24 protein-coding genes and 1 tRNA gene are annotated in these 26,924 nt (G+C 70.4%); 9 read left to right on the top strand and 16 right to left on the bottom strand.

Features of this window, described 5'->3' with window-relative positions; translation table 11 throughout:
• Window positions 1-7: 7 nt before the first annotated feature.
• The 16 genes from ACY34J_RS02045 to ACY34J_RS02120 form a co-directional block, all read right to left on the bottom strand.
• The gene (locus ACY34J_RS02045) at window positions 8-1,303 is read right to left on the bottom strand and encodes an MraY family glycosyltransferase (protein ID WP_462724713.1); all 1,296 of its coding nucleotides are present in this window, start codon (window positions 1,301-1,303) and stop codon (window positions 8-10) included.
• Between the two features lie 128 nt (window positions 1,304-1,431).
• Window positions 1,432-2,760 (bottom strand): serine hydroxymethyltransferase, encoded by a 1,329-nt coding sequence (locus ACY34J_RS02050; protein WP_462724712.1) that lies wholly within the window; start codon window positions 2,758-2,760, stop codon window positions 1,432-1,434.
• 123 nt (window positions 2,761-2,883) lie between these two features.
• Entirely contained in the window at window positions 2,884-3,570 is a 687-nt protein-coding gene (locus tag ACY34J_RS02055) for an arsenate reductase/protein-tyrosine-phosphatase family protein (protein ID WP_462724711.1), read from the bottom strand.
• Entirely contained in the window at window positions 3,567-4,214 is a 648-nt protein-coding gene (locus tag ACY34J_RS02060) for an L-threonylcarbamoyladenylate synthase (RefSeq protein WP_462724710.1), read from the bottom strand. The genes ACY34J_RS02055 and ACY34J_RS02060 overlap by 4 nt, the downstream gene beginning before the upstream one ends.
• A gap of 74 nt (window positions 4,215-4,288) precedes the next feature.
• Window positions 4,289-5,170 carry a peptide chain release factor N(5)-glutamine methyltransferase gene (gene prmC, locus ACY34J_RS02065; RefSeq protein ID WP_462724709.1) on the bottom strand — a complete coding sequence of 294 codons (882 nt, stop codon included), beginning with the start codon at window positions 5,168-5,170 and terminating at the stop codon, window positions 4,289-4,291.
• Window positions 5,171-5,202: 32 nt separating this feature from the next.
• Entirely contained in the window at window positions 5,203-6,279 is a 1,077-nt protein-coding gene (gene prfA / locus ACY34J_RS02070; protein ID WP_462724708.1) for a peptide chain release factor 1, read from the bottom strand.
• 121 nt (window positions 6,280-6,400) lie between these two features.
• Window positions 6,401-6,625 carry a 50S ribosomal protein L31 gene (rpmE, locus tag ACY34J_RS02075; protein ID WP_462724707.1) on the bottom strand — a complete coding sequence of 75 codons (225 nt, stop codon included), beginning with the start codon at window positions 6,623-6,625 and terminating at the stop codon, window positions 6,401-6,403.
• A 160-nt stretch (window positions 6,626-6,785) separates the two neighbouring features.
• On the bottom strand, window positions 6,786-7,910 hold the full coding sequence (locus tag ACY34J_RS02080; protein WP_462724706.1) for an LCP family protein: 1,125 nt from the start codon (window positions 7,908-7,910) through the stop codon (window positions 6,786-6,788).
• A gap of 181 nt (window positions 7,911-8,091) precedes the next feature.
• The gene (locus ACY34J_RS02085) at window positions 8,092-8,586 is read right to left on the bottom strand and encodes an FG-GAP repeat domain-containing protein (RefSeq protein WP_462724705.1); all 495 of its coding nucleotides are present in this window, start codon (window positions 8,584-8,586) and stop codon (window positions 8,092-8,094) included.
• A 47-nt stretch (window positions 8,587-8,633) separates the two neighbouring features.
• Entirely contained in the window at window positions 8,634-10,640 is a 2,007-nt protein-coding gene (gene rho / locus ACY34J_RS02090; protein ID WP_462724704.1) for a transcription termination factor Rho, read from the bottom strand.
• A gap of 403 nt (window positions 10,641-11,043) precedes the next feature.
• The gene (thrB, locus tag ACY34J_RS02095) at window positions 11,044-11,961 is read right to left on the bottom strand and encodes a homoserine kinase (protein ID WP_462724703.1); all 918 of its coding nucleotides are present in this window, start codon (window positions 11,959-11,961) and stop codon (window positions 11,044-11,046) included.
• A 336-nt stretch (window positions 11,962-12,297) separates the two neighbouring features.
• Window positions 12,298-13,362 carry a threonine synthase gene (gene thrC / locus ACY34J_RS02100; RefSeq protein ID WP_462724735.1) on the bottom strand — a complete coding sequence of 355 codons (1,065 nt, stop codon included), beginning with the start codon at window positions 13,360-13,362 and terminating at the stop codon, window positions 12,298-12,300.
• Window positions 13,363-13,395: 33 nt separating this feature from the next.
• Window positions 13,396-14,769: a homoserine dehydrogenase gene (locus ACY34J_RS02105; RefSeq protein ID WP_462724702.1), complete on the bottom strand. Its 1,374-nt coding sequence runs from the start codon at window positions 14,767-14,769 to the stop codon at window positions 13,396-13,398.
• A 109-nt stretch (window positions 14,770-14,878) separates the two neighbouring features.
• Window positions 14,879-16,270, bottom strand: a complete 1,392-nt coding sequence (gene lysA, locus ACY34J_RS02110) for a diaminopimelate decarboxylase (RefSeq protein WP_462724701.1) — start codon at window positions 16,268-16,270, stop codon at window positions 14,879-14,881.
• A gap of 16 nt (window positions 16,271-16,286) precedes the next feature.
• A complete protein-coding gene (gene nrtL / locus ACY34J_RS02115; RefSeq protein ID WP_462724700.1) occupies window positions 16,287-17,474 on the bottom strand; it encodes an ArgS-related anticodon-binding protein NrtL in 1,188 nt (395 codons plus the stop codon).
• Between the two features lie 87 nt (window positions 17,475-17,561).
• Window positions 17,562-18,053 (bottom strand): response regulator, encoded by a 492-nt coding sequence (locus ACY34J_RS02120; protein ID WP_462724699.1) that lies wholly within the window; start codon window positions 18,051-18,053, stop codon window positions 17,562-17,564.
• A gap of 242 nt (window positions 18,054-18,295) precedes the next feature.
• Between ACY34J_RS02120 and ACY34J_RS02125 the strand changes: the two genes are divergently transcribed.
• The 9 genes from ACY34J_RS02125 (at window position 18,296) to ACY34J_RS02165 (ending at window position 26,917) form a co-directional block, all read left to right on the top strand.
• A tRNA-Arg gene (locus ACY34J_RS02125) sits at window positions 18,296-18,367 on the top strand.
• Between the two features lie 89 nt (window positions 18,368-18,456).
• Window positions 18,457-18,714, top strand: a complete 258-nt coding sequence (locus ACY34J_RS02130) for a hypothetical protein (RefSeq protein ID WP_462724698.1) — start codon at window positions 18,457-18,459, stop codon at window positions 18,712-18,714.
• Between the two features lie 181 nt (window positions 18,715-18,895).
• A complete protein-coding gene (locus tag ACY34J_RS02135) occupies window positions 18,896-19,483 on the top strand; it encodes a hypothetical protein (RefSeq protein ID WP_462724697.1) in 588 nt (195 codons plus the stop codon).
• 383 nt (window positions 19,484-19,866) lie between these two features.
• A complete protein-coding gene (locus ACY34J_RS02140) occupies window positions 19,867-20,229 on the top strand; it encodes a hypothetical protein (RefSeq protein ID WP_462724696.1) in 363 nt (120 codons plus the stop codon).
• Window positions 20,230-20,914: 685 nt separating this feature from the next.
• Window positions 20,915-22,186 (top strand): ABC transporter substrate-binding protein, encoded by a 1,272-nt coding sequence (locus tag ACY34J_RS02145; protein ID WP_462724695.1) that lies wholly within the window; start codon window positions 20,915-20,917, stop codon window positions 22,184-22,186.
• Between the two features lie 173 nt (window positions 22,187-22,359).
• Window positions 22,360-23,190, top strand: coding sequence for a zinc-binding dehydrogenase (locus ACY34J_RS02150; protein ID WP_462724694.1), 831 nt, complete (start codon window positions 22,360-22,362; stop codon window positions 23,188-23,190).
• Between the two features lie 268 nt (window positions 23,191-23,458).
• Complete coding sequence (locus ACY34J_RS02155; protein WP_462724693.1) at window positions 23,459-23,926, top strand: SH3 domain-containing protein; 468 nt, start codon at window positions 23,459-23,461, stop codon at window positions 23,924-23,926.
• A 139-nt stretch (window positions 23,927-24,065) separates the two neighbouring features.
• Complete coding sequence (locus tag ACY34J_RS02160) at window positions 24,066-25,466, top strand: FtsW/RodA/SpoVE family cell cycle protein (protein ID WP_462724692.1); 1,401 nt, start codon at window positions 24,066-24,068, stop codon at window positions 25,464-25,466.
• Window positions 25,463-26,917 (top strand): penicillin-binding transpeptidase domain-containing protein, encoded by a 1,455-nt coding sequence (locus ACY34J_RS02165; protein ID WP_462724691.1) that lies wholly within the window; start codon window positions 25,463-25,465, stop codon window positions 26,915-26,917. The genes ACY34J_RS02160 and ACY34J_RS02165 overlap by 4 nt, the downstream gene beginning before the upstream one ends.
• Window positions 26,918-26,924 lie beyond the last annotated feature (7 nt).

Raw genomic sequence — 26,924 nt, forward strand, 5'->3', positions numbered from 1 at the left:
AGCGGCACTAGCCGCGGCTGCCGGCCTTGGGGCGCTCGGGAAGGTGGTGTGCGCGGGCGCCGATCGCCGTGGCGCCGTTGATCCCGGGCGGTACGACCACGGGTTCCTGGAGGACGTCCTCCTGGGCGGTGTCCTGGCGCTGTCGGTAGCGCGGCGGCACGAGGGACTGCGCCCACAGCGGCGCCCGCGGCGAGAAGCGCGGCAGCAGCAGCAGCACCAGTCCGGCCGCACTGAGCACCACGATCACCAGGACGAACCACACGCTGGCCGAGTTCACCGAGTACGCCACCGCGCCGAAGGCGATCAGCGCCGACCAGAAGTACATGATCAGGACCGCGCGGCTGTGCGAGTGGCCGATCTCCAGCAGCCGGTGGTGCAGATGGCCGCGGTCGGCGACGAACGGCGACTGGCCCTTCCAGGTGCGCCGGACGATGGCCAGCACCAGGTCAGCGACCGGGACCAGCAGCACTGTCAGCGGCAGCAACAGCGGGATGTAGACCGGCACGGTCGTATGCACCGCCGCCCGCTCCGACCCGGTGAACAGCTTGAGCGCGTCCGGGTCCACCTGGCCCGTGATGGAGATCGCACCCGCGGCCAGCACCAGGCCGATCAGCATCGACCCCGTATCGCCCATGAAGATCCGCGCCGGGTGCATGTTGTGCGGCAGAAAGCCCAGGCACATGCCCATCAGGATCGCCGCGAACAGCGTCGCCGGAGCCGCCGCCTCCAGCCCGTAGCCGAACCACATCCGGTAGGCGTACATGAAGAACGCCGCCGCCGCGATGCAGACCATACCGGCCGCCAGGCCGTCCAGGCCGTCCACGAAGTTCACGGCATTGATGGTGATGACGACCAGCGCGACGGTGAGCAGGGTGCCCTGCATCGGCGTGAGCGCGACCGAGCCCACACCCGGAACCGGGATCCACAGGATCGTCAGACCCTGCAGCACCATGACACCCGCGGCGATCATCTGGCCACCCAGCTTGACCAGGGCGTCCACGCCCCACTTGTCGTCCAGCACCCCGAGCAGCCAGATCAGCGCGGCGCCGGACAGCAGCGCTCGCGGCTCGTTCGACATCTCATAGACGCTCTTGATGTTCTCCAGATGGGCCGCCACCAGCAGGCCCGCGCACAGGCCCGCGAACATGGCGATACCGCCGAGCCGCGGCGTCGGTTCGCGGTGCACGTCACGCGCCCGGATCTCCGGCATCGCTCCTGCGGCGATGGCGAACTTCCGAACCGGGCCGGTCAGCAGATAGGTGACGGCGGCCGCAACGCACAGCGTCAGCAGGTATTCACGCACAAGCTGCCCCAGAGGTTTCGCTGGCCATCTCAGCCCTACACCCTATGCGCCTCAGCTGAGTGCGGGTGCACATGGACTAGGACTCACACGGGTGCGCAGATGGTTGCACAGACCGCGCCTGCCCGCTCTTACCGCGTCGGATACGGCGGGAACCGGCCGGCCAGTTCCGTGGCCGCCGCCCGGGCACCCGCATCGCCGCGCAGCGCCGCGCCCAGCACGGCCGCGATGCGTGTCATCTCCGTCTCCCCCATGCCCTGCGTGGTCACCGCCGCGCTGCCCAGCCGGATGCCGGTGGTGGCCGCCGGCGGTGCGTTGCCGTGCGGCAGGCGGCAGGTGTCCAGCACGATCCGGGCGGCGGCGCAGCGACCGCGTGCCGTACGGCCGTCCAGGCCCAGCGGCGCGACATCCGCGGTGATCAGGTGGGTGTCGGTGCCGCCGGTGGTGATGGTCAGGCCCTCCGCGGCGAGGCCGTCGGCGAGCGCCCGCGCGTTGGTGACGACTTGGCGGACGTACGCGCTGAAGGCGGGCGTCGATGCCTCTTCGAAGGCGACGGCCTTCGCCGCGATGGTGTGCATCTGGGCGCCGCCCTGAGTGAAGGGGAAGACCGCCCGGTCGATGCGTTCGGCGAGGTCGGCGCCGCACAGGATGACCCCGCCGCGCGGGCCGCGCAGCACTTTGTGGGTGGTGGCGCACACCACATGGGCGTACGGCACCGGGTTGGGCGCCGCTCCCCCGGCGATGAGCCCGAGCGGGTGCGCCGCATCGGCGATGAGGTACGCGCCGACGTCGTCGGCGATCTCCCGGAACGTGGAGTAGTCGAGGTGCCGGTGGTAGGAGATGGAGCCGCAGACGATCGCCTTGGGGCGGTGCTTGCGGGCCAGTGCGCGTACCCGGCCGTAGTCGATCAGGCCTGTACGCCGGTGGACTCCGTAGCCGACGAAATTGAACCAGCGGCCGGAGAAGTTCGCGGGGGAGCCATGGGTGAGGTGCCCTCCCTGCGGCAGCGCCATGGCCAGCACGGTGTCGCCGGGCCGCAGCAGGGCGGCGTAGGCCGCGAGGACGGCCGAGGAACCGGAGTGCGGCTGGACATTGGCGTGCTCGGCGCCGAAGAGGGCGGCGGCCCGCTCGGCGGCGATCCGTTCGGCGAGGTCGACCAGCTCGCAGCCACCGTGGTGGCGGGCGCCCGGATAGCCCTCGGCGTACTTGTTCGCCAGCGGAGACCCGAGCGCGGCCAGAACGGCCGGGGAGGTGAAGTTCTCCGCCGCGATCAGCTGGAGACCGGCGGACTGCCGGTCCAGCTCGGCGAGCAGCAGCCCGGCGATCTCGGGGTCCTCCCGGCGCAGGGCGTCGAAGTCCGGCCCCCAGTGACGCCTGCCTTCGGGCGCCGCGCCCGCTCCATGTCCTTCGGCGGCCGGGCGTGGGGCTGCGCCCCGGCTGGCTTCCGTGGTGACCGGCATCGCTGGCTCCGGGCCTGGGAGAGGGTTGGTTCCCGCGTCTCACCCAATGTAGGCCTGGACCCCGCCGGTGCGCGCTGTGTGTCTTCCGGGGCGGGGAGCCCAGCGCGAGTGAGCCGAACGCCGTTACTTCCGGGTCGGGACGCCCGTGAGCGCCGTGACGACCGGGTCGAGGGCCTGGTGGATCTCGTCGCCGATGCTGCGGAAGAACGTAATGGGCGCGCCGTACGGGTCGTACACCTCGTCGGCCTCGGCGCTGGGCGCCAGCAGCCAGCCGCGCAGTGCGGCGGCGGCCCGTACCAGGGCGCGGGCGCGCTGTACCAGGGCGCCTTCGGGCTCCGGATCGGGCAGGGTCGCCGGGTCTATGGCCCGTACCAGCCGGGTGAACTCCTTCAGCGTGAACGTCCGCAGACCCGCCGAGTGGCCCATGGAGATCACCTGGGCGCGGTGGTCGCGAGTGGCGGTGAGGACGAGGTCCGCGCGGATGACGTGCTCATCCAGCAGTTCGCGGCCGACGAACCCGGCCGGGTCGGCGCCGTAGTCGGCGAGCACGGTCGCCGCATGGGCCTCCATGGGCGCGCCTTCGTGCCCCCAGGTACCGGCGCTCTCCACGATCACGCCCGCGGCCCCGGCATGGCCGAGGCGGGCCACCAGGGCATGGCGGGTCAGCCGCTCGGTGATCGGCGAGCGGCAGACGTTGCCGGTGCTGACGTGGAGGATGCGGAAGGTGTCGTTGGTGGTGTCTTCCCCAGCCGGGGCTGGGTGGTGTCCCCCGCTGGTCCCCGCTATGCCACGCCCCTCAGGGGCTGTCAATTGGCCACCTCGAGGTCGGGTACGACCTGCCGCAGCTGCTCGGCGCTGAGCGCGCCCGCGCGCAGCAGCACCGGCGCCTTGCCCGTGACGTCGACGATGGAGGACGGCACCGCGGCCGGGGTGGGGCCGCCGTCGAGGTAGACGGAGACGGAGTCGCCGAGCATGTCCTGCGCGGCGTCGCAGTCCTGCGGGGACGGGTGTCCCGTGAGGTTGGCGCTGGAGACGGCCATCGGCCCGACCTCGGTCAGCAGCTCGATGGCGACCGGGTGCAGCGGCATCCGTACGGCGACGGTCCCACGGGTCTCCCCCAGGTCCCACTGGAGCGACGGCTGGTGCTTGGCGACGAGGGTCAGCGCGCCGGGCCAGAAGGCGTCGACCAGCTCCCATGCCTGCTCGGAGAAGTCGGTGACCAGGCCGTGCAGGGTGTTCGGGGAGCCGACGAGGACGGGCGAGGGCATGGACCGGCCGCGGCCCTTGGCCTGCAGCAGGTCGCCGACGGCCTCGGCGTTGAACGCGTCCGCGCCGATCCCGTAGACGGTGTCGGTGGGCAGGACGACCAGCTCGCCACGGCGGACGGCGGCCGCGGCCTCGCGCAGGCCGGTGGTGCGGTCGGTCGCGTCGGTGCAGTCGTAACGCCGTGCCATTTAGCTGGCCTCCCTTGGCCGTGGCTCCTGCTGGGTCGTTGGTCGGTTGGCCGCGGGTGCGGCCGGGGTCGCGGTCACGGGGTCGCCCGGCGGGCTGTCGCGAACCGCGGCCGGTTGTTCAGGTCGGGGTGGTCCGCCGCGTCGGCCCAGCCCCGCTCCTCGGTGAAGATCCACGGGACCTGGCCGCCCTGGGTGTCGGCGTGCTCGATGACGACGACGCCCCCGGGGCGCAGCAGCCGGTGCGCGGTGCGCTCGAGGCCGCGGATCGTATCGAGTCCGTCCTCGCCGGAGAAGAGCGCGAGCTGGGGGTCGTGGTCGCGGGCTTCCGGGGCGACGTACTCCCACTCGGTGAGCGGGATGTACGGGGGGTTGGAGACCACGAGGTCGACCTGGCCGTCCAGTTCGGGAAGCGCGGTCAGCGCGTTCCCGTGGTGGAGAACGACGCGGGACCCCTCGACGTTCTTGCGCGCCCACTCCAGGGCGCGCTCGTCCAGCTCGACGGCGTGCACGCGGGAGCGCGGCACCTCCTGGGCGAGGGCCAGGGCGATGGCGCCCGAGCCGGTGCACAGGTCGACGATCAGCGGCTCGACGACGTCCATGGCCCGTACCGCGTCTATGGCCCAGCCGACGACCGACTCGGTCTCCGGGCGGGGCACGAACACACCAGGGCCGACCTGCAGCTCCAGATACCGGAAGAAGGCGCGGCCGGTGATGTGCTGCAGGGGTTCGCGGGCCTCGCGGCGGGCGACGGCCTCCCAGTAGCGGGCGTCGAAGTCGGCGTCGGCGACCGTGTGCAGCTCACCCCGCTTGACGCCGTGCACGAACGCCGCGAGCTCCTCCGCGTCAAAGCGCGGCGAGGGCACGCCGGCATCGGCCAGCCGCCGGGTGGCCTGGGCCACCTCCGCGAGAAGCAGAGATCGGGGGTACGCGGGGCGCTCCCCGGGAGATTGCTGCACCGATCCTCCAGCCGGTCCCGTCGTACGAAGGTTTAGTTCGCGGCCGCCAGCTTGGCGGCGGCATCGGCGTCGACGCAGGCCTGGATCACCGGGTCCAGCTCGCCGTCCAGCACCTGGTCCAGGTTGTACGCCTTGAACCCGACACGGTGGTCGGAGATGCGGTTCTCCGGGAAGTTGTAGGTGCGGATGCGCTCGGAGCGGTCGACGGTGCGGACCTGGCTGCGCCGGGCGTCCGACGCCTCCTTCTCGGCCTCCTCCTGGGCCGCCGCGAGCAGCCGGGCGCGCAGGATGCGCAGCGCCTGCTCCTTGTTCTGCAACTGGCTCTTCTCGTTCTGGCAGGAGACGACGATGCCGGTGGGGAGGTGGGTGATACGCACCGCGGAGTCGGTGGTGTTGACCGACTGGCCGCCCGGACCGGAGGAGCGGTAGACATCGATGCGCAGGTCGTTCGCGTTGATCTCGACATCGACGTCCTCTGCCTCGGGGAGGACGAGGACACCGGCGGCGGAGGTGTGGATACGGCCCTGCGACTCGGTGGCGGGGACCCGCTGGACGCGGTGCACGCCGCCTTCGTACTTCAGCCGGGCCCACACGCCCTGGCCGGGCTCGGCGGTGGCGTTGCCCTTCATCTTGACCGCCACCTGGACGTCCTTGTAGCCGCCGAGGTCGGACTCGTTGGCCTCAAGGATCTCGGTCTTCCAGTTCTGCCGCTCCGCGTACCGCAGGTACATGCGCAGCAGGTCGCCCGCGAACAGCGCGGACTCGTCGCCGCCCTCGCCGGCCTTGATCTCGAGGATGACGTCCTTGTCGTCGCTGGGGTCGCGGGGGACGAGCAGCAGCCGCAGCTTGTCGGTCAGCTCCTCGCGGTGCCGCTCGAGCTCCTTGACCTCGGCCGCGAAGTCGGGGTCGTCGGCGCTGAGTTCGCGTGCCGTCTCGATGTCGTCCCCGGCCTGCCTCCAGGCGCGGTAGGTGGCGACGATCGGGGTCAGCTCGGCGTACCGCTTGTTCAGCCGACGGGCGTTCGTCTGGTCGGCGTGGACCGCGGGGTCGGCGAGCTGCTTCTCGAGGTCGGCGTGCTCGCCGATCAGTTCTTCGACCGCCTCGAACATCAGGGGCTCATCTCCATCGGTGCGTGGGTGCGCACGGGCCGCGCACGGGCCCGCAGGACGACAAAACGCCGGTCCGGCCACCCCTGGGGCGGGGCGACCGAGGACCGGCGCGTGCGGGTCGCTACTTCTTGGCGGACCCGGCCTTCTTGCCGAAGCGGGCCTCGAAGCGGGCCACACGGCCACCGGTGTCGAGGATCTTCTGCTTGCCCGTGTAGAACGGGTGGCACGCGGAGCACACGTCGGCACGGATGGTGCCCTCGGTCACGGTGCTACGGGTGGTGAACGAGTTTCCGCAGGTGCAGCTCACCTGGGTCTCGACGTACTCCGGGTGGATGTCGCGCTTCACTGGGTTCTCCTAGGTTCGGGAGGGCGCCGGGTCGCACGAGCGGGCTTGCTCGTACGTGAACCGGGGCCGACGTACCAGTCTGCCAGCACTGGCCGCATCACCCAAAACCGGGGGACGGCCCGATCTATTCCGGGCCCGGCGCAGGGACCGGCAGCCCTGTTCAGGGGCTCTTGATCAGGCCGGAGGCGGCGGTGGGTCCGCTGACGGTGCCCTTGGTCGCGGAGGGCGGGACCGGCCGGTCGTGGCGCAGGGCGTCCCAGACCTGGCGGGACTGCTGCTCGACGGGTACCACGCGGTAGGGGTCGATGGCGTCGTAGCGCACCGGCAGGGTCAGCATGCCGATGTTCCGGGTCTGCAGGCCCCGCAGTCCGCCGGCGAAGCCGATCAGCTTGTTGACGCCGGCCAGCTCGGAGTCGGTGGTGACGCTGCGGGTCGCGGTGTCGGCGAGACCGTAGAGCTTGCCCGGGTCGTCGAAGAGATCGATGTCCTGGACGCGGTGGAGCAGCGCCCGCAGGAAGGCCTGCTGAAGCTGTATTCGGCCCAGGTCGCTGCCGTCGCCGACAGCGTGCCGGGTCCGTACCAGGCCGAGGGACTGCTCGCCGGTGAGGATGTGGGTGCCGGGCGCCAGACTCAGGTGGCTGTCACGGTCCTTGATCGGCTTGCTGGTGGTGACCTCGACGCCGCCCAGCTTGTCGACGAGCTTCTTGAAGCCGGTGAAGTCGACCTCGAGGTAGTGATCCATGCGGATGCCGGACATCGCCTCGACGGTCTTCACGGTGCAGGCCGGGCCGCCGACCTGGTACGAGGCGTTGAACATCGCACGCCGCGCGGCGGGGGCGGTGCCACGGCCGTCGCTGCGGGTGCAGGCGGGGCGGCTGACCAGGGTGTCGCGCGGGATGCTGACGACCGTCGCCGTGCGCCGCCCCTGGTAGACGTGCAGGAGCATCGCGGTGTCCGAGCGGGCGCCGGCCCGGGCGTTGCCGTACTTGCCGTTGGCGCCGCCGCGTGAGTCGGAGCCGAGGACGAGGATGTCCTGCGAGCCGTCGTCGACGTTCCGGGGCCGTTCGGTGCCCAGGGTGGTGCTGATGTCGACCCGTTTCAGGTTGCCGATAAGCCGGGAGTAGGCGTATCCCAGGCCGGCTCCCGCGAGCAGCACGAGGACGGTGAACACCCAGAGGCTGATCTTCAGTGCCGTACGGCCGCGGCCAGGGGGCTTCCGCCGCCCTGTGGCGGGTCTTGTGCTGCCCGGTCGTGAGCCGCGCGGGCTGGTGCTCGGGTCCGCCATGTGGTCTCAGTCCTCGCTGTCCGGCTGTCTCTGCCGACTCGGTCAGATACGAGGTCGCCACTCGAACGGGTGACATCATGGGGCAGAAGGTAAACATGGGGCCCACGAGGATTTTCCAGGCGAAGGTCCTCGTGGGCTCCACAGCCGGTCAGCACCTAAGAACGGGCCTGACCTGTGGTTTTCAGCTGAAGATGTGGTACTGGCCGAAGCCGGTTCCGATCTTGATGCGAGCGGCGAAGATCTCCGAGGAGGCCTTGCCGGTGCCCGGGTAGAGGTAGAGCGTCCCGGCGCTGTCCCGGGCGACGAAGTCGGTCTCGCCGTCACCGGTCACATCACCGGGCGCGGCGAAGGCGTTGTACGAGCTCCAGTCGCGGACGTGGATCGGGGACGCGAAGGGCGCGGACGCCTTGCCGGTGCCCCCCAGCGGATAGACCGCTCCCCCGCTGCCGCGGGCGATGAGGTCCGGCTTGCCGTCGCCGGTGAAGTCGCCCTTGCCGCGCAGGGAGTTCGCCTTGCCGTTGCGGCTCAGATCGGTGAAGACCTCGTAGGTGCCCGAGACATTGCAGGCCTGCGTGCCGTTGTCGATGCCCCAGGAGACGATGCCGGCGACCGTGCCGCCGACCACCAGCGGACCGCGCGCAGGAGCGGCCTTCGGCGAGCGCGACCGTACAAGCAACAGGGCCTCCCCGTCACCGGGGAGGCCCTGTTCAGCGGACTTGCGGCTCAGTCCCCGTTCGGCATCGGAGTCGTCTTCTGGATCTGCATCAGGAACTCGGCGTTGCTCTTGGTCTGCTTCATCTTGTCCAACAGCAGCTCGATGGCCTGCTGCTGGTCCAGAGCGTGCAGCACCCGGCGGAGCTTCCAGACGATGTTCAGCTCATCGCTGCCGAGCAGGATCTCCTCCTTGCGGGTGCTGGACGCGTCCACGTCCACCGCGGGGAAGATCCGCTTGTCGGCGAGCTTCCGGTCGAGCTTGAGCTCCATGTTGCCGGTGCCCTTGAACTCCTCGAAGATCACCTCGTCCATGCGCGAGCCGGTCTCGACCAGGGCGGTGGCCAGGATGGTCAGCGAGCCGCCGTCCTCGATATTGCGCGCCGCGCCGAAGAACTTCTTCGGCGGGTAGAGCGCTGTCGAGTCGACACCACCGGACAGGATGCGGCCCGAGGCAGGCGCCGCGAGGTTGTACGCGCGGCCCAGACGGGTGATCGAGTCCAGCAGGACCACCACGTCGTGACCCAGCTCGACGAGGCGCTTGGCGCGCTCGATGGCCAGCTCGGCGACGGTGGTGTGGTCCTCGGCGGGGCGGTCGAAGGTCGAGGAGATGACCTCGCCCTTGACCGACCGCTGCATGTCGGTGACCTCTTCCGGACGCTCGTCGACGAGGACGACCATCAGGTGGCACTCGGGGTTGTTGTGGGTGATCGCATTGGCGATTGCCTGCATGACCATCGTCTTGCCGGCCTTCGGCGGCGAGACGATCAGACCACGCTGGCCCTTGCCGATCGGCGCGACCATGTCGATGATCCGGGTGGTCAGCCCGCCCGGCTCGTTCTCCAGGCGCAGCCGCTCCTGCGGGTACAGCGGGGTCAGCTTGCCGAACTCCGGGCGGCCACGGCCGTTTTCGGGCGCCATGCCGTTCACCGAGTCCAGCCGGACCAGGGCGTTGAACTTCTCGCGGCGCTCGCCCTCGCGCGGCTGGCGAACCGCGCCGGTGACGTGGTCGCCCTTGCGCAGGCCGTTCTTACGGACCTGGGCGAGCGAGACGTACACGTCGTTCGGGCCCGGCAGGTAGCCGGAGGTCCGGATGAACGCGTAGTTGTCGAGGATGTCGAGGATGCCCGCGACGGGGATCAGCACGTCGTCCTCGGCGATCTGCGGCTCAGTGCCGAACTCGTCGCGGCCACGGCGGCCACGGCGGTCGCGGTAGCGGCCCCGGCGGCCACGGCGGCCGCCCTCGAAGTCGTCGCCGTCGTCCTGCTGGCCGCGGCCCTCGCGCTGCTGGCGGCCGCCGCCGCCCTGCCCGCCGTCGTCACCCTTGCCACGGCGGTCGCGCTGGCCACCACGCTCACGGCGGTCGCCCTTCTGGCCCTGGCCACGGTCCTGGCGCTCGCCGCCCTTGCCGCGGCCCTCGGCGCCCTCCTGTGCGGCGGACTCAGCCTTGACCTCGGTCTTGACGTCGGCCTTTGCCTCGACCTTGGTGTCGCCCGCGGCCTCGGTGACGGTCTCGGGGCTCCCCGCCGCCGCGACGGCCCGGCGCCGGCGGCGCTCGCCGGCCGGCTGGTCGTCGCTGGCCGGTTGGCCGGGGATATCGATCTGCTGCTGGCGCTGCTCGCCGGTCTGCTCGGCCGGCTTCTCCGCGGCCTTCTCGGCGCCCTCGGGCTCACCCGTACGGGTCCGAGAGGTGGTGCGGCGCTTCGGCTTGGCCTCGGCCTCGGCGGCCGGTGCCTCGGAGGTCTTGGCGCCCCCGCCGGCGGCGGCCTGCTTCTCCTTGATGACCTCGATCAGCTGGCTCTTGCGCATCCGCGCGGTGCCCCTGATGCCAAGGCCGGAGGCGACCTGCTGCAGCTCGGCGAGGACCATGCCCTCGAGGCCGGTGCCGGAGCGGCGTCGCCGCGAGGTACCAGTGGCAGCACCGGTGGCAGGCGCGGCGGGAGCGTCCGTGGCGGGCGCGGAGGCAGCTCCGACGTTGTTGTCGGCAGTCACGCCCATCAGATCGGTGGTGTCGCTCACGAAGGGTCCTTCCCTGGAGCGGGCGTCGGCCTGTCTGGCTCGGCGACCGGTTGTGCTGTCCGGCTGCGGTCTTGCGGACCGGGCCGGGGCGGTGGTCCGCCGGTTGCGGCGGAGAGATCACTTGATTGATTACGGCGAGGGGAGATGGTGTTTCCCCCAGCTAGCTCCCCCAGCTACCGCTGGGAGTGCCCCCTGGAGGTGCCCCAGGTCCGTCACGCCGATTTCCGGAGCGTGCTCAATACTGCTCAGGCAGGCTGCACAGGCAGTTCGGAAGGCTTCCGGAAGAGATATGGTCCCGAACGGGACGCGGCACACCGCACCAGGTAGGTGTCGGGTGCGTACTTGAGGTTAACACTACCGGATCCAACAAACATTCCCCCTCTCCAAGACCGGCAATCGAGTGTCAGGCAGCGAGCGGCAGGACGCTCGCCCCCGCTGTGTCGAGGGCCAGCCGGTTCGCCGCCCAGCCTTCGCCCGCCAGCTGTGCGACCTTGTCGGCCGCACCGTCCTCGGCCAGCGCCAGCACCGTCGGGCCCGCACCGGAGATGACCGCCGGGACACCGTCCGCACGCAGCCGGTGCACCAGCTCCACACTCTCGGGCATCGCGGGAGCACGGTACTCCTGGTGCAACCGGTCCTCGGTCGCGGCCAGCAGCAGCTCGGGGCGCCTGGTCAGCGCCTCGACGAGCAGAGCCGCGCGGCCTGCGTTCATGGCGGCGTCCACATGGGGGACCGTACGCGGCAACAGCCCGCGCGCGGTCTCGGTGAGCACCGGCTTGGAGGGTACGAAGACCACCGGAACGATGGAATGCGACGGCTCCATCCTGATGGCGCGCGCCGCGCCGGACTCGGTCCAGGCAAGCGTGAAGCCGCCGAGCAGACAGGCGGCGACGTTGTCGGGGTGGCCCTCGATCTCGGTGGCCAGCTCCAGAAGGGCGGTGTCGTCGAGCTTCTCGGCCCCACCTATGGTCACCGCCCGGGCGGCGACCAGCCCAGCGCAGATGGCGGCGGAGGAGGAGCCCAGGCCCCGGCCGTGCGGGATCCGGTTGGCGCAGACCACCTCAAGGCCGCGCGGCTGCCCGCCGAGCACGTCGAACGCGGTGCGCAGGGACCGTACGAGCAGATGGCTCTCGTCCCGCGGCAGGTTCTCGGCTCCCTCACCCGCGATGTCGATGTGCAGGCCGCTGTCGGCGACCCGGACGACGACATCGTCGTACAGCCCAAGGCTCAGCCCCAGGGCATCGAAGCCAGGGCCGAGGTTGGCGCTGGTCGCGGGCACGCGCACCCGGACGGCGGCGGCTCGGAATGCGGGACCGGCCATCGCTCGATGACTCTCCTTGGTGTGGATTTCGAGAAACTGCCCCAGGGCCCGGCGGCAGCCGCGCGAACGTGGCGGAAAACTGCGGCGGGGCGGGGTTCGGCTGCCAGCCTATCGAAGGAAGGTTCTGTCGCGACATAGGGCGCACGGGAGGCGCACGATGCGTGTCGCGTGCCTTCCCGTGCTTCCCTTTTTCTCGGGGCCTCCCCCTGGGGCGCGTTTCTCGAGGCCTCCCCCTGGGGCGCACCTGGGGGGACTACCGCTGGGAGGTGCCCCCATCTTTCGACACCGGCGCGCCCTGTGGCCCGCTCACTGTCGCTTCCGCGCGCACGAGTGGCTTTACGCCAGGCCCAGGCGCTCCGCGGCCGCGGCGGCGTCGACCGGTACGGTGACGGGCTGCGGCGCACCGGCCACCGCCCAGTCCGGGTCCTTGAGACCGTTTCCGGTCACCGTGCAGACGATGCGCTGACCCGGGTCGACCAGCCCCTGCTCGGCGGCGTGCAGCAGACCGGCGACGCTCGCGGCGGAGGCGGGCTCGACGAAGACGCCCTCCTGCGCGGCCAACAGGCGGTAGGCGGCCAGGATCTGACGGTCGGTCACGGCGTCGATGAGACCGCCGGACTCGTCCCGTGCCTGCTCGGCGAACTGCCAGGAAGCCGGGTTGCCGATGCGGATCGCGGTGGCGATGGTGCTCGGGTCCTTGACCACCTCGCCGCGCACGATCGGAGCGGAGCCGGCGGCCTGGAAGCCCCACATGCGGGGCCGCCGCGTGGCCATGCCGTCCGCGGCGTACTCGCGGTAACCCCGCCAGTACGCCGTGATGTTGCCGGCGTTCCCGACGGGCAGGATGTGGATGTCCGGGGCGTCGCCCAGCATGTCCACGATCTCGAACGCCGCGGTCTTCTGTCCCTCGATACGCACCGGGTTGACCGAGTTGACCAGCGCCACCGGGTAGTTGTCGGACAGGCCGCGGGCGAGCGTGAGGCAGTCGTCGAAGTTGCCGTCGACCTGCAGGATGCGCGCGCCGTGCACCAGCGCCTGGCCCATCTTGCCCAGCGCGATCTTGCCCTGCGGCACCAGGACGGCGCTGACCATCCCGGCCCGTACGGCGTAGGCGGCGGCCGAGGCGGAGGTGTTGCCGGTGGAGGCGCAGATGACGGCCTTGGCCCCCTCCTCCTTCGCCTTGGAGATGGCCACGGTCATACCGCGGTCCTTGAAGGACCCGGTGGGGTTCGCACCCTCGACCTTGAGATGAACGTCACAGCCGGTGCGCTCGGAGAGCACCTGCGCGGGAACCAGCGGGGTGCCGCCCTCGCGGAGGGTGACGACCGGGGTCGTCTCACTGACCGGGAGCCGGTCGCGGTACTCCTCGATGATGCCGCGCCACTGGTGAGTGCCGGACATTCGAGGGCTGGCGATTGCGTTCATTGGTTTCCTTTACTCCCCTTCGACCCGCATGATGCTCGCAACGTCCCGCACGGTGTCCAGCTTCCGCAGTGCCTCCACGGTCGCCGAGAGGGCGGCGTCGGGGGCCCGGTGGGTGACGACGACGAGGGACGCCTCGCCGCCCTCCCTCCCCCGGCTACCGCCGGGAGGTGCCCCCAGCCCACCGCCACCCTCAACGGAGGCGCTTACGGCGCCGCTGAAGTGATCCTTGGCCTGCTGGCGGACGGTGTCGATGGACACTCCGTGCCCGGCGAAGACCGTGGCGACCTGGGCCAGGACGCCCGGCTTGTCGGCGACGTCGAGGCTGATGTGGTAGCGCGTGACGACCTCGCCCATGTGGCTCACGGGCAGTCGCGTGTACGCGGACTCGCCGGGGCCGGTCGCCTCGTTGACCTTGTTGCGGCATATGGCGACCAGGTCGCCGAGCACGGCGGAGGCGGTGGGCGAACCGCCCGCGCCCGGGCCGTAGAACATCAGCTGGCCCGCGGCCTCGGCCTCGACGAAGACCGCGTTGTACGCCTCGCGCACGGAGGCCAGCGGGTGGCTGAGGGGGATCATCGCCGGGTGGACGCGGGCGGTGACGGACTGCCCGTCGGCGGCCCGCTCACAGATGGCGAGCAGCTTGACCGTACAGCCCATGCGCCGGGCGGAGGCGATGTCGGCGGCCGTGACCTCGGTGATGCCCTCGCGGTGCACGTCGTCGAGGCGCACGCGGGTGTGGAAGGCGATGCCCGCGAGGATGGCGGCCTTGGCGGCGGCGTCGAAGCCCTCGACGTCGGCGGTCGGGTCGGCCTCGGCGTAGCCCAGCGCGGTGGCCTCGTCCAGGGCCTCGCTGTAGCCCGCGCCGGTGGACTCCATCCGGTCGAGGATGAAGTTGGTGGTGCCGTTGACGATGCCCAGGACCCGGTTGACCTTGTCGCCCGCGAGGGACTCGCGCAGCGGCCGTACGAGCGGGATGGCGCCCGCGACGGCGGCCTCGTAGTACAGGTCCACGCCGCGCTCCTCGGCGGCCGCGTGGAGGGCGGCGCCGTCCTCGGCGAGCAGCGCCTTGTTGGCCGAGACGACGCTCGAACCGTGCTCGAACGCGGTGGTGATCAGCGAACGGGCGGGCTCGATGCCGCCGATGACCTCGATGACGACGTCGATGTCCCCGCGTTTGACCAGGGCCATGGCGTCGGTGGTGATCAGCTCGGCCGGGACGCCCTCGCGCACCCTGCCCGGGCGGCGTACGGCGATCCCGGCCAGCTCGATCGGCGCGCCCACGCGCGCCGCGAGGTCTTGCGCATGCGTCGTCATGAGGCGCGCCACCTCGGAGCCGACCACTCCACAGCCCAGCAGCGCCACCTTCAGCGGACGCGTACGCATCTTCCGACCTCGTTTCTCATGCATCTCTGGCCATCTTCGGCGTGCTCCAGTCTCACGCACTGGACCGGACTTTCTATGCCCCGTCCAGATTTCGAGACGTCTATTTCACTTATCCGATATCGAGCCGCAGGAGATCCTCCTCCGTCTCGCGCCGCACGATCACGCGCGCCTCGCCGTCCGCGACCGCCACCACCGGCGGGCGCAGCGCGTGGTTGTAGTTGCTCGCCATCGAGCGGCAGTAGGCACCGGTGGCGGGCACGGCGAGCAGGTCGCCGGGTGCCAGGTCGGCGGGCAGGTAGGCGTCCCGTACGACGATGTCGCCGGACTCGCAGTGCTTGCCGACGACGCGGGAGAGCATCGGCTCGGCGGCGGAGGTCCGGGAGGCGAGCGCCACGGAGTACTCGGCGTCGTAGAGAGCGGTGCGGATGTTGTCAGACATTCCGCCGTCCACGCTCACGTACGTCCGCAGACCCTGCAGCGGCTTGATGGTGCCAACCTCATAAAGAGTAAAGGCGGTGGGGCCGACGATCGCGCGGCCGGGCTCGACGGACAGCCGCGGTACGGCGAGGCCCGCGGACTCACACTCACGGGTGACGATGTCGGTCAGCCCCTTGGCGATCTCATGGGGCTCGCGCGGGTCGTCCTCGGAGGTGTACGCGATCCCGAGGCCGCCGCCGAGGTCGATCTCGGGCAGCTCGATACCGTGCTCGTCGCGGATCTGCTTCAGCAGCCCGACGACGCGGTGTGCCGCCACCTCGAAGCCGGAGGTGTCGAAGATCTGCGAGCCGATGTGCGAGTGGATGCCGAGGAGTTCGAGGCTGTCCAGCTGCAGGACGCGGCGTACGGCCTCGGCCGCCTCACCGCCCGCGAGCGCGAGGCCGAACTTCTGGTCCTCGTGGGCGGTGGCGATGAATTCGTGGGTGTGCGCCTCGACGCCGACCGTGACCCGGATCTGGACGCGCTGGCGCTTGCCCAGCTTCTCGGCGATGTGGGCGACGCGGACGATCTCCTGGAAGGAATCCAGGACGATCCGCCCGACACCCGCGGTAATGGCCCGCTCGATTTCGGCCATGCTCTTGTTGTTGCCGTGCAGCGCGATGCGGTCGGCGGGCATGCCGGCCGCGAGCGCGGTCGCGAGCTCGCCCTCGGAGCAGACGTCGAGGTTCAGGCCCTCTTCGTTGATCCAGCGCACCACGGCACGGGAGAGAAAGGCCTTGCCCGCGTAGAAGACGTCGGCGCCGCCGCCGAAGGCCTCGTGCCAGGCGCGGCAGCGAGCGCGGAAGTCGGCCTCGTCCAGGAAGTAGGCCGGGGTGCCGAACTCCTCGGCGAGCTGCCTGACGTCCAGGCCGCCGACGGTGATCACGCCGTCGGCGTTCCGGGTGACCGTACGGGACCACACGCGCGGGTCGAGGGCATTGAGGTCTGCGGGCGGCGCGGTCCAGTGGCCCTCGGGGAGGACGTCGGCGTGACGGGGCCCGGCGGGGTGGGCGGAACGGCTCATGGTGCTCTGATTCTCCTCAGAGGTGTTCAGGTGCGTGGACGCCCAGCAGGTGCAGGCCGCCTGCGAGCACCGTGCCGGCCGCCTGGGCGAGGGCGAGCCGGGACCGGTGGGCGGCCTCGGGTTTCTCGTCGCCACGGGGCAGCACGGGGCAGGTGGCGTGGAAGCGGAAGAAGGCGTCCGCGGTGGTTTCGAGGTGGCGGGCGACCCGGTCGGGGGCGCGGTGCCGGGCGGCGGAGGCCAGGACGGCCGGGTACTCGGCGAGGGCGGCGAGGAGATCGTCCAGGGCGGCGCCGGGGTGACCGGGGTGACCATGGTGGCCGGGGTAACCGGGGTGACCGGGGTGACGAGGGTGGCCGGGGTGACCGGGGTCACTTGCCGTGTCTGCTGCGGTGCCTGCTGCGGTGTCCGCTGCGGTGCCTGCTGCGCTGTCTGCGCTGAAACCCAGCTCCGCGGCGTTGCGGAGGAGCGCGCGGGCGCGGGCGTGGCCGTACTGCACGCGGAAGAGGGGGTTGGACTCGCGCTGCGTGAGGAGATCGTCCGGGGCGGTGCGCGGGTGATCGTGGGCGGCGGGCCGCAGAAGGGCCCAACGGGCGGCGTCGGCCCCTAGCGCGCCGAGAAGCGCGGCGGCGGTGGCCTTGACGGGGACGGGGCGGACGGAGGTGTGGCTGGTTTCTGTCGGCCGGGGTCCGTACGCGTCGACGGTCACGCCGAGCTGAGCCCAGACGGGGTCGGGCCGCTCGGCACACCGGGTGGTGACGGCGGCGCCCTGGGTGCGGAGGATGCGCCCGAGGGAGTCGGCGGTGACGGCGGCGCGGGTCTCGTGCGCGAAGGCGAGCTCGATGTGCTGCCCGGCCAGCGCGTCACCGTGCCCGTAGGCCGTGCCCTGCGCGAGGACGGTCCGTACGAGAGCGGCGTGCGAACCGGCCTCGAGGGTGATGTTGAGGAAGCCCGGGTCGGCGATCTCAACGCCTGCGATGCCGGGGGCCTGCGCGAGGCGCCGGCGCAGGATCTCGGCGACGCGGCGGGGCGGGTGACCCGCCGGTCCCGCGAGCTGGAGCGCGATGCCGGTGGCGTAGTCCCCACAGCCGGGACGGGGCGGCCGCCGCACCACGGCCCGCTCGGGTACGGGCGCACGCAGCTCACCGTCCTCGACGGCACGACGCACGGTGCACAGCACGGTGCGGGAGAGCTGGGCGGGGGTCACGGCACAAGCGTATGGGAGGAATGGGGTGGCTCCGCCAACGGTATTCCGCGGGGCTCCCCGCTTGGCCCCTCGCGAAAGGGCGTGCCGTCAACCGGCCGGATGGACGGCGGCCTCGGCACCTCCGGCGGCAGCGGCCGACCCAGGCATTGGTGATGATGGTGTCGAGGCTGTCTCCCCCGGGGCGGCCCCGAGGGACACCCCCGTCCCGCCCTCGGCGAGCCGTCGTACGAGCCGCACCAGCTCGACCGGCTCGAAGGGCTTCGCGAGAAACGCATCGACGCCGACGGCCTGCCCACTGTTGACCTCGAGCTGCGTGCAGGCGCTCACGATCGCCACGGGTATGTGCCGGGTGCGGGGATCGGCGTGCAGACGGCTGGCCGTACGCAGCCCGTCGAGCCGAGGCATGACGACATCGAGCGTGATGACGTCGGGGCACAGGCGGTGCACGATGTCCAGACACTCGGCACCATCAGCCGCGGTCACGACCTCGAACCCGTCAAGCTCGAGATTGACCCTGATCAGCTGCCGGATGACCTTGTTGTCGTCGACGACAAGGACCCGGCCGGACGAGCCAGGCACAAATCGAGGGTAGGTGGGCGACTCGGGCCGCGTCCGCGTTTTGACCACTTCCACCACCTGCGGGGCGACTGCGCGGTGGGTCTGCTGGGGCTGAGGTGACCGTTTTGAGCCCGTGGGTACCGTCGCATTCCCGCACCGCTGCCGGGGCGCGTCCGCCTGTATCCCGCCACGGAAAACCGCGTTCATGGACACCCCGCCGGAGCTGGTAGGGTTCTACCCGTCACCGCCGAACACGGCGAGTCGCCCCCGTAGCTCAGGGGATAGAGCAACGGCCTCCGGAGCCGTGTGCGCAGGTTCGAATCCTGCCGGGGGCACTTCGGAAACAAGCCCTGACCTGCAGAAACGCAGGTCGGGGCTTAATTGTGCACGTCAAAACGCACAAACACACACGGCCTACTTGGTCATGACCACTCGCCCCCGAGAGGGCTTCGACCTGCGGCTTTACGGGCCGACCTCCGGCACTGTGACCCTGCCCCGGCACATCGACTGGGACCCGCACTACGCATACGACCTCACCGACGAGGCCGACCTGCTCCTCATGTACGAGCGGGTGATCCGCGAGGCCCAGTCCCCAGCCGACCTACAGTCGCACCTGAATGCCGATCTATTGCGCCAGCACTGGAGCGCCTGCGGAGTCCGGGGCCGTCACCGAGCGGCGTAGATCACGATGGTCGGTCGGCGGCAGGTACGGCATGCTGTCGGGGAGGTGACCGGCGGCGGTGTCACCCGAACGGGCTAACGTCGGGTGCGGCTTCGTACCGCCCGCGACGAGACTGTTTCATGCGCAGGCCGAAATCAAAAGAGATCATCTCAAAGCGCTTGGTCTCAAAAGGGAGCCAGCCATGTCTCAGCAGGTCAAAGAGCGCGGTACGAAAGCCGAAGCGGAAGACTACTTCTACCCGGGCGAGCTCGAGCTGACCCCGGTGAAGGGGTTCACCCGGCCGCAGGAGCAAGAAATCGACCTCAATCCCGAGATAGCGCACATCCTGGGCCTGGGGAAAGCGCTGACCGAAACGGTACGCGCGCAGACCAAAACCATGATGTTCCAAGGCGAGATCCACACCACCGCCACGCACGAGCCGATCGCGACGATGCAGGATGTGACCGTGACGGCGACACGTCTGACAGACCCGGGGAGCGGTGCGCCGTTCGTCCACGTGACGCTCGATTACATGAACACGAGTCACCGCTGGCGCACCGGGCGTGGTGGCACTGAGCCCCTCGGCGTCCCGCACGGTCTGTATTTCAAGAACCGGAGCGGCGGGATCATTCACTCGTGGGGATTTCCCAGGGATGATTTCTTCCTGCACTGCGACTGGAACAGAAGGCACTGTTTCCACCACTTCGTAGACAGGACATTCGTCGGCTGGTTCGACGTCTGGGAAGCCATCGAGTGGCGCGTGGGCGGTGTCTTCTTCCGCTGCCCGTGAGGAGCGTGAGCATGCCTGCCCGACGGGTCGGCGGCGAACGCCGTCGAGGACGTGGGAGGGCCCTGACGTGGGAGGGCCCTCCAGCGGTCGGTCCCCTTGTATAGATGGGGGGTGCCTTGAGCGCGCTGCCATGTCCTGCGTGGCGCGCTCGCCGCCGGCCTCACCGGCACGGCGCCAGTTGCTGGATCAGGCGCTCGTCGCCAATCACCCCAGGTCATTGACGCTTTCCGAAGACGGCCAGCCCTCCCTCGCCGAAGGGATGTTCATCCGGTTGTGTCGGTGAGTCGGGGTAGTCGCGAGGGGAGGGCCGAGTCACGGCCAGCGGCCGGTGGTTTTCCCGCGGGCAGAAGCACGGTCCGGAGCCCAGGCGGAGGTGGACGCGGATGACGGTGAAGCTGAACGCGAAGGCGTTCGACCACGCAAAGAAACTGATCGAAGACGACCGGATCGTCCTCGACGACCGGGACGAGTGGAGCGAGCACCAGCCCTCGGCGGCGGCAGAGAACGCCTACCTCGAGGAGCACGGATTCGACGAGTACGCCAGGTGGTACCTGGGGATCGACGACGAGATGAAGGAGGACACGAAGGGCCGGTACAAGTTCCCCTACGGCGACTTCGAGCGCGTTCACCGCTGCGGAGTGCTCTCCGCCGAGGTACGCGCCGGTCAGCAGAAATACACGGACATCGAGGACGCCGCCGCGCACCTGCACGGACTGCTGGACGGGAGGCGGGCCGCCACCCGGTGACCCAACCCGCTGCAGCCTCAGACCCCTCTCAGCGCTGGAGGGGCTGGTTCACATAGGTTTCGCCGGACGACCGCGCCCCCCGGCCGGGACAAACCATGAGCATGCGGGCGCACGCAGTGCAGAGGCAGGTGCCGGGGAAAGAACGCCTTGCCGAAGACACAAAAAGACCCCGCCACCAGCCGAAACACTGGGTACGGGGTCACCGGGAGCTTGCGGGCATTACAACGCCTACGAGGTGGGCTTCCTTCGCCGGCATTGTCCGGATCAGGTGTTGGACGTCGCCGTCCGGTCTTTCGACCTTTCAGCCTCTCAGCCAGATCCTTTGTGACACCAGATCGAAAACCTTAGTTCTCTTTCGAAAACCTTAGTTCTCTTTCCACTGCCACGGGGACCGAGCTCCGTCGCTCGCCCCGTAGGCTTAACGCCAGTCTAGACCCGCCCCACTATGCCTGACTAGCCCGATTTGTGAAAAAAATCCGGCTCCCACCCACCCTCCGCCCCCGCACCCTGCGCGAAAATATCCGCGCCGTGATCAAAGCGGTACGTTCTGAGACCGAAGCGATATGTTCCGCGGATAGACCTCCCCGCGTTGCCCGGGAGAAACTCGACGCTCCTGCACCGGCCCCCGAGTCCGGTGCGGGCTCACGTAGCAGTCGGAGCAGAAGAACAGAGGCGGGTGGGGCGGGTGCGTCGGCGGTACCTGGGACTGGTGGCGGGGGCTGTCGTGACCACCCTGGCTTTCACCCTCTCGGCCTGCGGCAATCAGTCGCTGGCCGACGGTGGGACCACCCTCAAGCTCATCGCGGCCGACTACGGCGACCGGCCCGGCAACAGTTCGAAGCACTACTGGGACCGCCTGGTCGGCGAGTTCGAGTTCAAGAACCCCGGCATCAGCGTCGACGTCGACATCTACAGCTGGAGCGAGGTCGACCGGAAGGTCGCCTCCCTGGTCAAGGCCGGCAAGGCTCCGGACATCGCCCAGATCGGCACCTACGCCGACTACGCGGACGAGGGCAGGCTCTACCGCGCCGACCAGGTGCTGTCGATCCCGACCCAAGCCGAGTTCATCACCGCCCTCGCCGACGCGGGCTCCGTGCACCGGGTGCAGTACGGCCTTCCGTTCGTCGCCAGCACGCGGGTGCTCTTCTACAACAAGGCCCTCTTCGCCAAGGCCGGCCTTTCCGGCCCGCCCCGGACCTGGCGCGAACTGCAGCGTGATGCCCAGGCGCTCAAGCAGGCCGGCGTGAAGGTGCCGTACGCGCTGCCGCTCGGCCCGGAGGAGCCGCAGGCCGAGACGCTCAACTGGATGCTCAGCAACGGTGGCGGCTACACCGACAGCCTCGGCGCGTACACCATCGACTCCCCCGAGAACATCGAGACCTTCAAGTGGCTCCGGGACGAGCTGGTCGGCAAGGGGCTCACCAATCCCCACCCGAGCAGCACAAACCGGCAGGACGCGTTCGACGCCTTCACCCGCGGCGAGGTCGGCATGCTCAACGGCCACCCCACGCTGATGCAGCTCGCGCGGGAGGGCATGGTCGACTTCGGGACGGCCCCGCTCCCGGGCAGGACCGGGCCGTCGAAGGCGACGACCGGCGTCACCGACTGGATGATGGCGTTCAAGCAGAACGACCACCGCGAGGAGATCAAGAAGTTCCTCGACTTCGCGTTCAACGAGAAGAACGTCCTCAGGTTCGCCGATCAGTACGACCTGCTGCCGGTGACCAACGCGGCGTCCCAGGCGATGCGCGCCGACGAGGCCAAGAAGGACGTGTGGGAGTTCCTGGATCAGCTCCCGAACGCCCAGCTCTACCCGGTCGGCAAGCGGTCATGGGCCCCGACCGTCCGCAAGCTCAAGTCCACCATCGGGGGCGCGGTCGAGCCGGGCGGCGATCCGGGCAGTGCGCTGTCCGCGCTGCAACGCGAGGCCGAGACCCGGGAGACCGAGCACCGCTAGAGCTGGCGGCGCACACACCGCAGCCACCGCGGCCCGCCGCGCACCTTTCCGCTCTCCGTGCAACCGACCGTGGTGTGTCGGCGGCTCATTCTCCTTGACCGCCGGCGTTGTCGAGACGCCAGGCTGGTCGTCCAGGCACCGCAGCGGGGCGAGGGACAAGGAGTGTGATCGGGATGCGTGTGGTTCAGGCGACCGGGTTCGGTGGCCCCGGAGTGCTGGTGGCGGGGGAGACGCCGGATGCGACGCCCGGGGTGGGCGAGGTGGTGATCGCGGTGGCCGTCGCCGCGATCGAATCCGTCGAGACACAGCAGCGGCAGGGCGCGTTACCCGGGCCCGCGCTGCCGACCGTGCCGTACGTGCCGGGGCACGCGGTGGCGGGCGAAGTGATCGCGGTCGGCACCTGGGTGGACCGCGGGTGGGTCGGCCGGCTGGTCGCCGCCTCCGCCCTCAGCGGTGGTTACGCCGAGCAGGCCGTGGCCACGGCAGAGTCCCTGCTCCCGATTCCGGACGGGCTGGGCCTGCGCGAGGCCGCGGCCCTGCTCGGCGACGGCGCCACCGCACTGGGGCTGTTCGAGGCCGGCCGGGTAGGGCGCGGGGACTGGGTGCTGGTCGAGGAGGCGGGTGACGGTGTGGGTTGTCTGCTGGTACAGCTCGCACACGCGGCCGGGGCCCGCGTCATCGGTGCTGCTCACGGGGAGCGAAGGCTGAGCCTGGTACGGGAGTTGGGCGCCGACGCAGCGGTCGACGCCGGTACACCCGGCTGGCGCGAGGAGGTGCGTACGGTGACCGGGGGCGCGGAACCGGACGTGGTGTTCAACGCCGTGGGCACGGAGTCCGGCCGGTCCCCGTACGCGAGGGACCGGGCCGTACGGGTGCTGGCGGAGGCGGCGGTGGGCCGGCTCAGGCCCGTCATCGGCCAGACCTTTCAGCTGGAACGGGCCGCGGAAGCGCACGCGGCGATCGAGGCCGGTGAGGTCACCGGTACCTCACTCCTGCTGGTCTGACCTGCCGGGCAGTCGGCCGTACACGCGGCGGGGGTGCACCGGCCGGGGAACGCTCCCCCTGCCGACGACCACGGACAGTGACAGGTTGCACGCCCTCCGTGTCCCGTTTAGCGTCATTTGTGCGAGTTGGTCGTTGCATTGCAAGGCTTTCCCAACTCGCCGCCGGAAAGGCCTGGATGACCCCGGCAGAGGCCCGGGCTGTCGCCGTCCACCCCGGCGCGCCATGAGCCCCGAGGGGGACTGATCCCTCCACAGAAGGAGGACACACATGCATCTGCAGTCCAGGTTCGGCAAGCTTGCCTTCAGCGCCGCCGCCGGCGCACTTGCCGCCGCAACGGCGGCCGGGCCCGCTGTTGCGGCCCCCGCCGACAGCCACGGCCAGCGTGAGTTCCACGGCCGCGTCATCGCCCGCACCGGCCTGCTGTTCCGCGACGCCCCCAACCAGGGCGGCCGGGTCGTCGGGAGCGCTCCGTTCGGATCGACCCTGAGCTTCACATGCAAGGTCAACGGCCAGGTCATCGACGGCAACCCGCGCTGGTACAAGCTGACCAACGGCGCGTGGACCGTTGCCTCCGCGCGCTACATCGTGAACCTCGACGGCATTCCGCCCTTCTGCCTGCTGAACGGCGGCAGCCAGAGCAGCGGCAGTCACAGCCAGGGCAGCGGGAAGAGCCAGGGCTCCCAGATGGGCTACAGCAACACCACCGACGAAAACGGCGAGAACGACAACCGCTAAGCCCCACCGGCGTCACCACGCCTCCTGATCACACCTGCGAGCGGGGGGCCGACGCCGTCAACTCCGCCGCCCGGCATCCCACCCTGCCCGCATATCGACATAACAGACATAAGCCTCATGGCTTGCTACGTTGCCTGGCATGACGGCAACAACGGCGGACGCACCCCCACCGGCGCTACGGCTCCCCAGACGGCGGGGCGTCGAACTGGCCCTGCTCTCCGGCGCCGTGCTCATCTCCGTCTACGGCTACATCCAGGTCGGCCTGGCCAAGCAGCACACCGTGCCGGGCGGCGCCGCCGGATACGGCGCGGGCCTGGGCATCCTCGCCCTCCTGGCCCATCTCTCCGTCCGCCTCCGCGCCCCGTACGCGGACCCCCTGCCGCTGCCGATCGCCGTTCTCCTCAATGGCCTCGGCCTGGTGCTCATCCACCGGCTCGACCTGGAGACCCCCGGCGCCCAGGCCGCCCCCGCCCAGCTGGTGTGGTCCACCGTCGGCGTCGGACTGTTCATCGCGGTCGTCCTGCTGCTGCGCGACCACCGCGTCCTGCAGCGGTACGCGTACGTGTGCGTCGCCGCCGCCCTCCTCCTGCTGATCGCGCCGATCTTCTTCCCGGCCATCAACGGCGCCAAGATCTGGATCCGGTTCGCCGGGTTCTCCATCCAGCCCGGCGAGTTCGCCAAGATCCTCCTCGCGATCTTCTTCGCCGCGTATCTGGCCGTGAACCGCCATGCCCTCGCCTTCACCGGCCGCCGAGTCTGGAAGCTGGAGTTCCCCACCGGCCGGGTCCTCGGCCCCGTGGTCGCCATCTGGCTGGCCAGCGTCGGCGTCCTGGTCCTCGAACGCGACCTGGGCACCTCGCTGCTGTTCTTCGGAATCTTCGTGGTGCTGCTGTACGTCGCCACCGGCCGGAAGGGCTGGATCGCCGTCGGCCTGCTGCTGGCCGCCGTCGGGGCCTTCACCGTCAGCGCCCTGGAACCCCATGTCAACGACCGGGTCGAGGGCTGGCTGCACCCCTTCGCGACCATCGATGCCGGCCACGGCCCAAGCCAGCTCGCCCAGTCGCTGTTCGCCTTCGCCGCCGGCGGGATGCTCGGCACCGGCCTCGGCCAGGGACGCTCGATCCTCATCGGCTTCGCCGCCAAGTCCGACTTCATCCTCGCCACCGCAGGTGAGGAGCTGGGCCTGTACGGGCTCACCGCCATCTTCATGCTGTACGCGCTGCTGGTGGCCCGCGGTTACCGGACCGGCCTGGCGCTCCGCGACGACTTCGGCCGGCTGCTCGCCGTCGGCCTCGCCTCGATCGTGGCGCTCCAGGTCTTCGTGATCGCGGGCGGCGTGATGGATCTGATTCCGCTGACGGGCATGGCGATGCCGTTCCTCGCTCAGGGCGGCTCGTCGGTCGTCACCAACTGGACGATCGTGGCTCTGCTCATCCTGCTCAGCGACTCGGCTCGGCGTCCTCAGCCGTCCATCGCCAAGGCCGGCGTCATCGCCCCGGCCGGCGCAGCCGATCCGTACGGCGGGGAGCGCCGCCCGTGATCCGTACCATCCGGCAGGCGTCCGTCTTCAGCCTGCTGCTGCTCATCGCCCTGCTCCTCAACGCCTCGCGCGTGCAGGTGTTCAACTCCCCCGCGTATGAGAAGAACCCGGCCAACCGCCGACAGGCGATCGCGCGTTACGGCCAGCCGCGCGGCGACATTCTCGTCGGCCGCACGCCCGTCACCGGCTCCCGCGACACCCAGGAACGCCTGCGCTACGAGCGCACGTACACCGACGGCCCGCTGTACGCCCCGGTCACCGGCTTCGACTCCCAGACGTACGGAGGCTCACTGATCGAGAGCGCCGCGGACGACTTCCTCTCCGGCACCGACGTGCGGCTGGCGCCGTTCCCGCTGTGGAGCCAGCTCACCCGCGAGCAGCGGCCCGGGGGCGACGTACGCACCACCATCAAAGCCGCCGTCCAGAAGGCCGCGTTCAAGGGCCTCGGCGGCCGACGGGGCGCGGTTGCCGCGATCGAGCCGGCAACGGGCCGGATCCTCGCGCTCGCCAGCAGCCCGTCGTACGACCCGGCCCGGCTGTCCGGCAACGGACCGTCGGTGACCCGCGCCTGGAAGCGGCTGAACGCCGCGACCGACAAGCCAATGCTCAACCGCGCACTGCACCAGACCTATCCGCCCGGCTCGACCTTCAAGGTGGTGACCGCGGCGGCGGCCCTGGACAGCGGCGTGGTGAACGGCATCCGCATGCCCACCGACAGCCCGGATCCGTACACCCTGCCCGGCAGCCGGACCCGGCTCACCAACGAGGCGGAGGGCTGCCGGGGTGCGACGCTGCTGGACGCCTTCGCGGTCTCCTGCAACACGGTCTTCGCCCGCCTCGCCGTACAGGTCGGGCTGCGGGGCATGGTCGAGGCCGCCGAGAAGTTCGGCTTCAACGACAACGCGTTGCGCATCCCCTCCCGCGTGGCCAAGAGCACCTTCGACACCGAGATGGACCAGGCGCAGCTGGCGCTGTCCGCCATCGGCCAGTTCGACACGGCGGCGACCCCGCTGCAGATGGCCATGGTCGCGGCGGCGGTGGCGGGCGACGGCGACCTCAGGAAGCCCTATCTGGTGGAGCGGCTGACCGCGGCGAACGGCCACACCGTGGCCCGTGCCGAGCCGGAGACGCTGCGTCAGGCGATGAGCCCGGCTGCGGCGATGCAGCTGAGGGAGATGATGGTGTCCGCCGTCACCGACGGCACGGGCGGCAAGGCGGCGATCCGGGGCGTGGAGGTCGGCGGCAAGACCGGTACGGCGCAGCACGGCCTCGGCAACGCCGGGATGCCGTACGCCTGGTTCATCTCCTGGGCACGGCCCGAGGACGCGCCGCAGCCGGCGGTCGCGGTCGCGGTCGTCGTCGAGGACGCGGAGGCGGACCGGGCGGACATCAGCGGGGGCGGCAGCGCGGCGCCAATCGCCCGCCAGGTCATGCTGGCGGCCCTGCGGTAGAGCCTCC

Source organism: Streptomyces sp. HSS9-12, assembly GCF_054963655.1.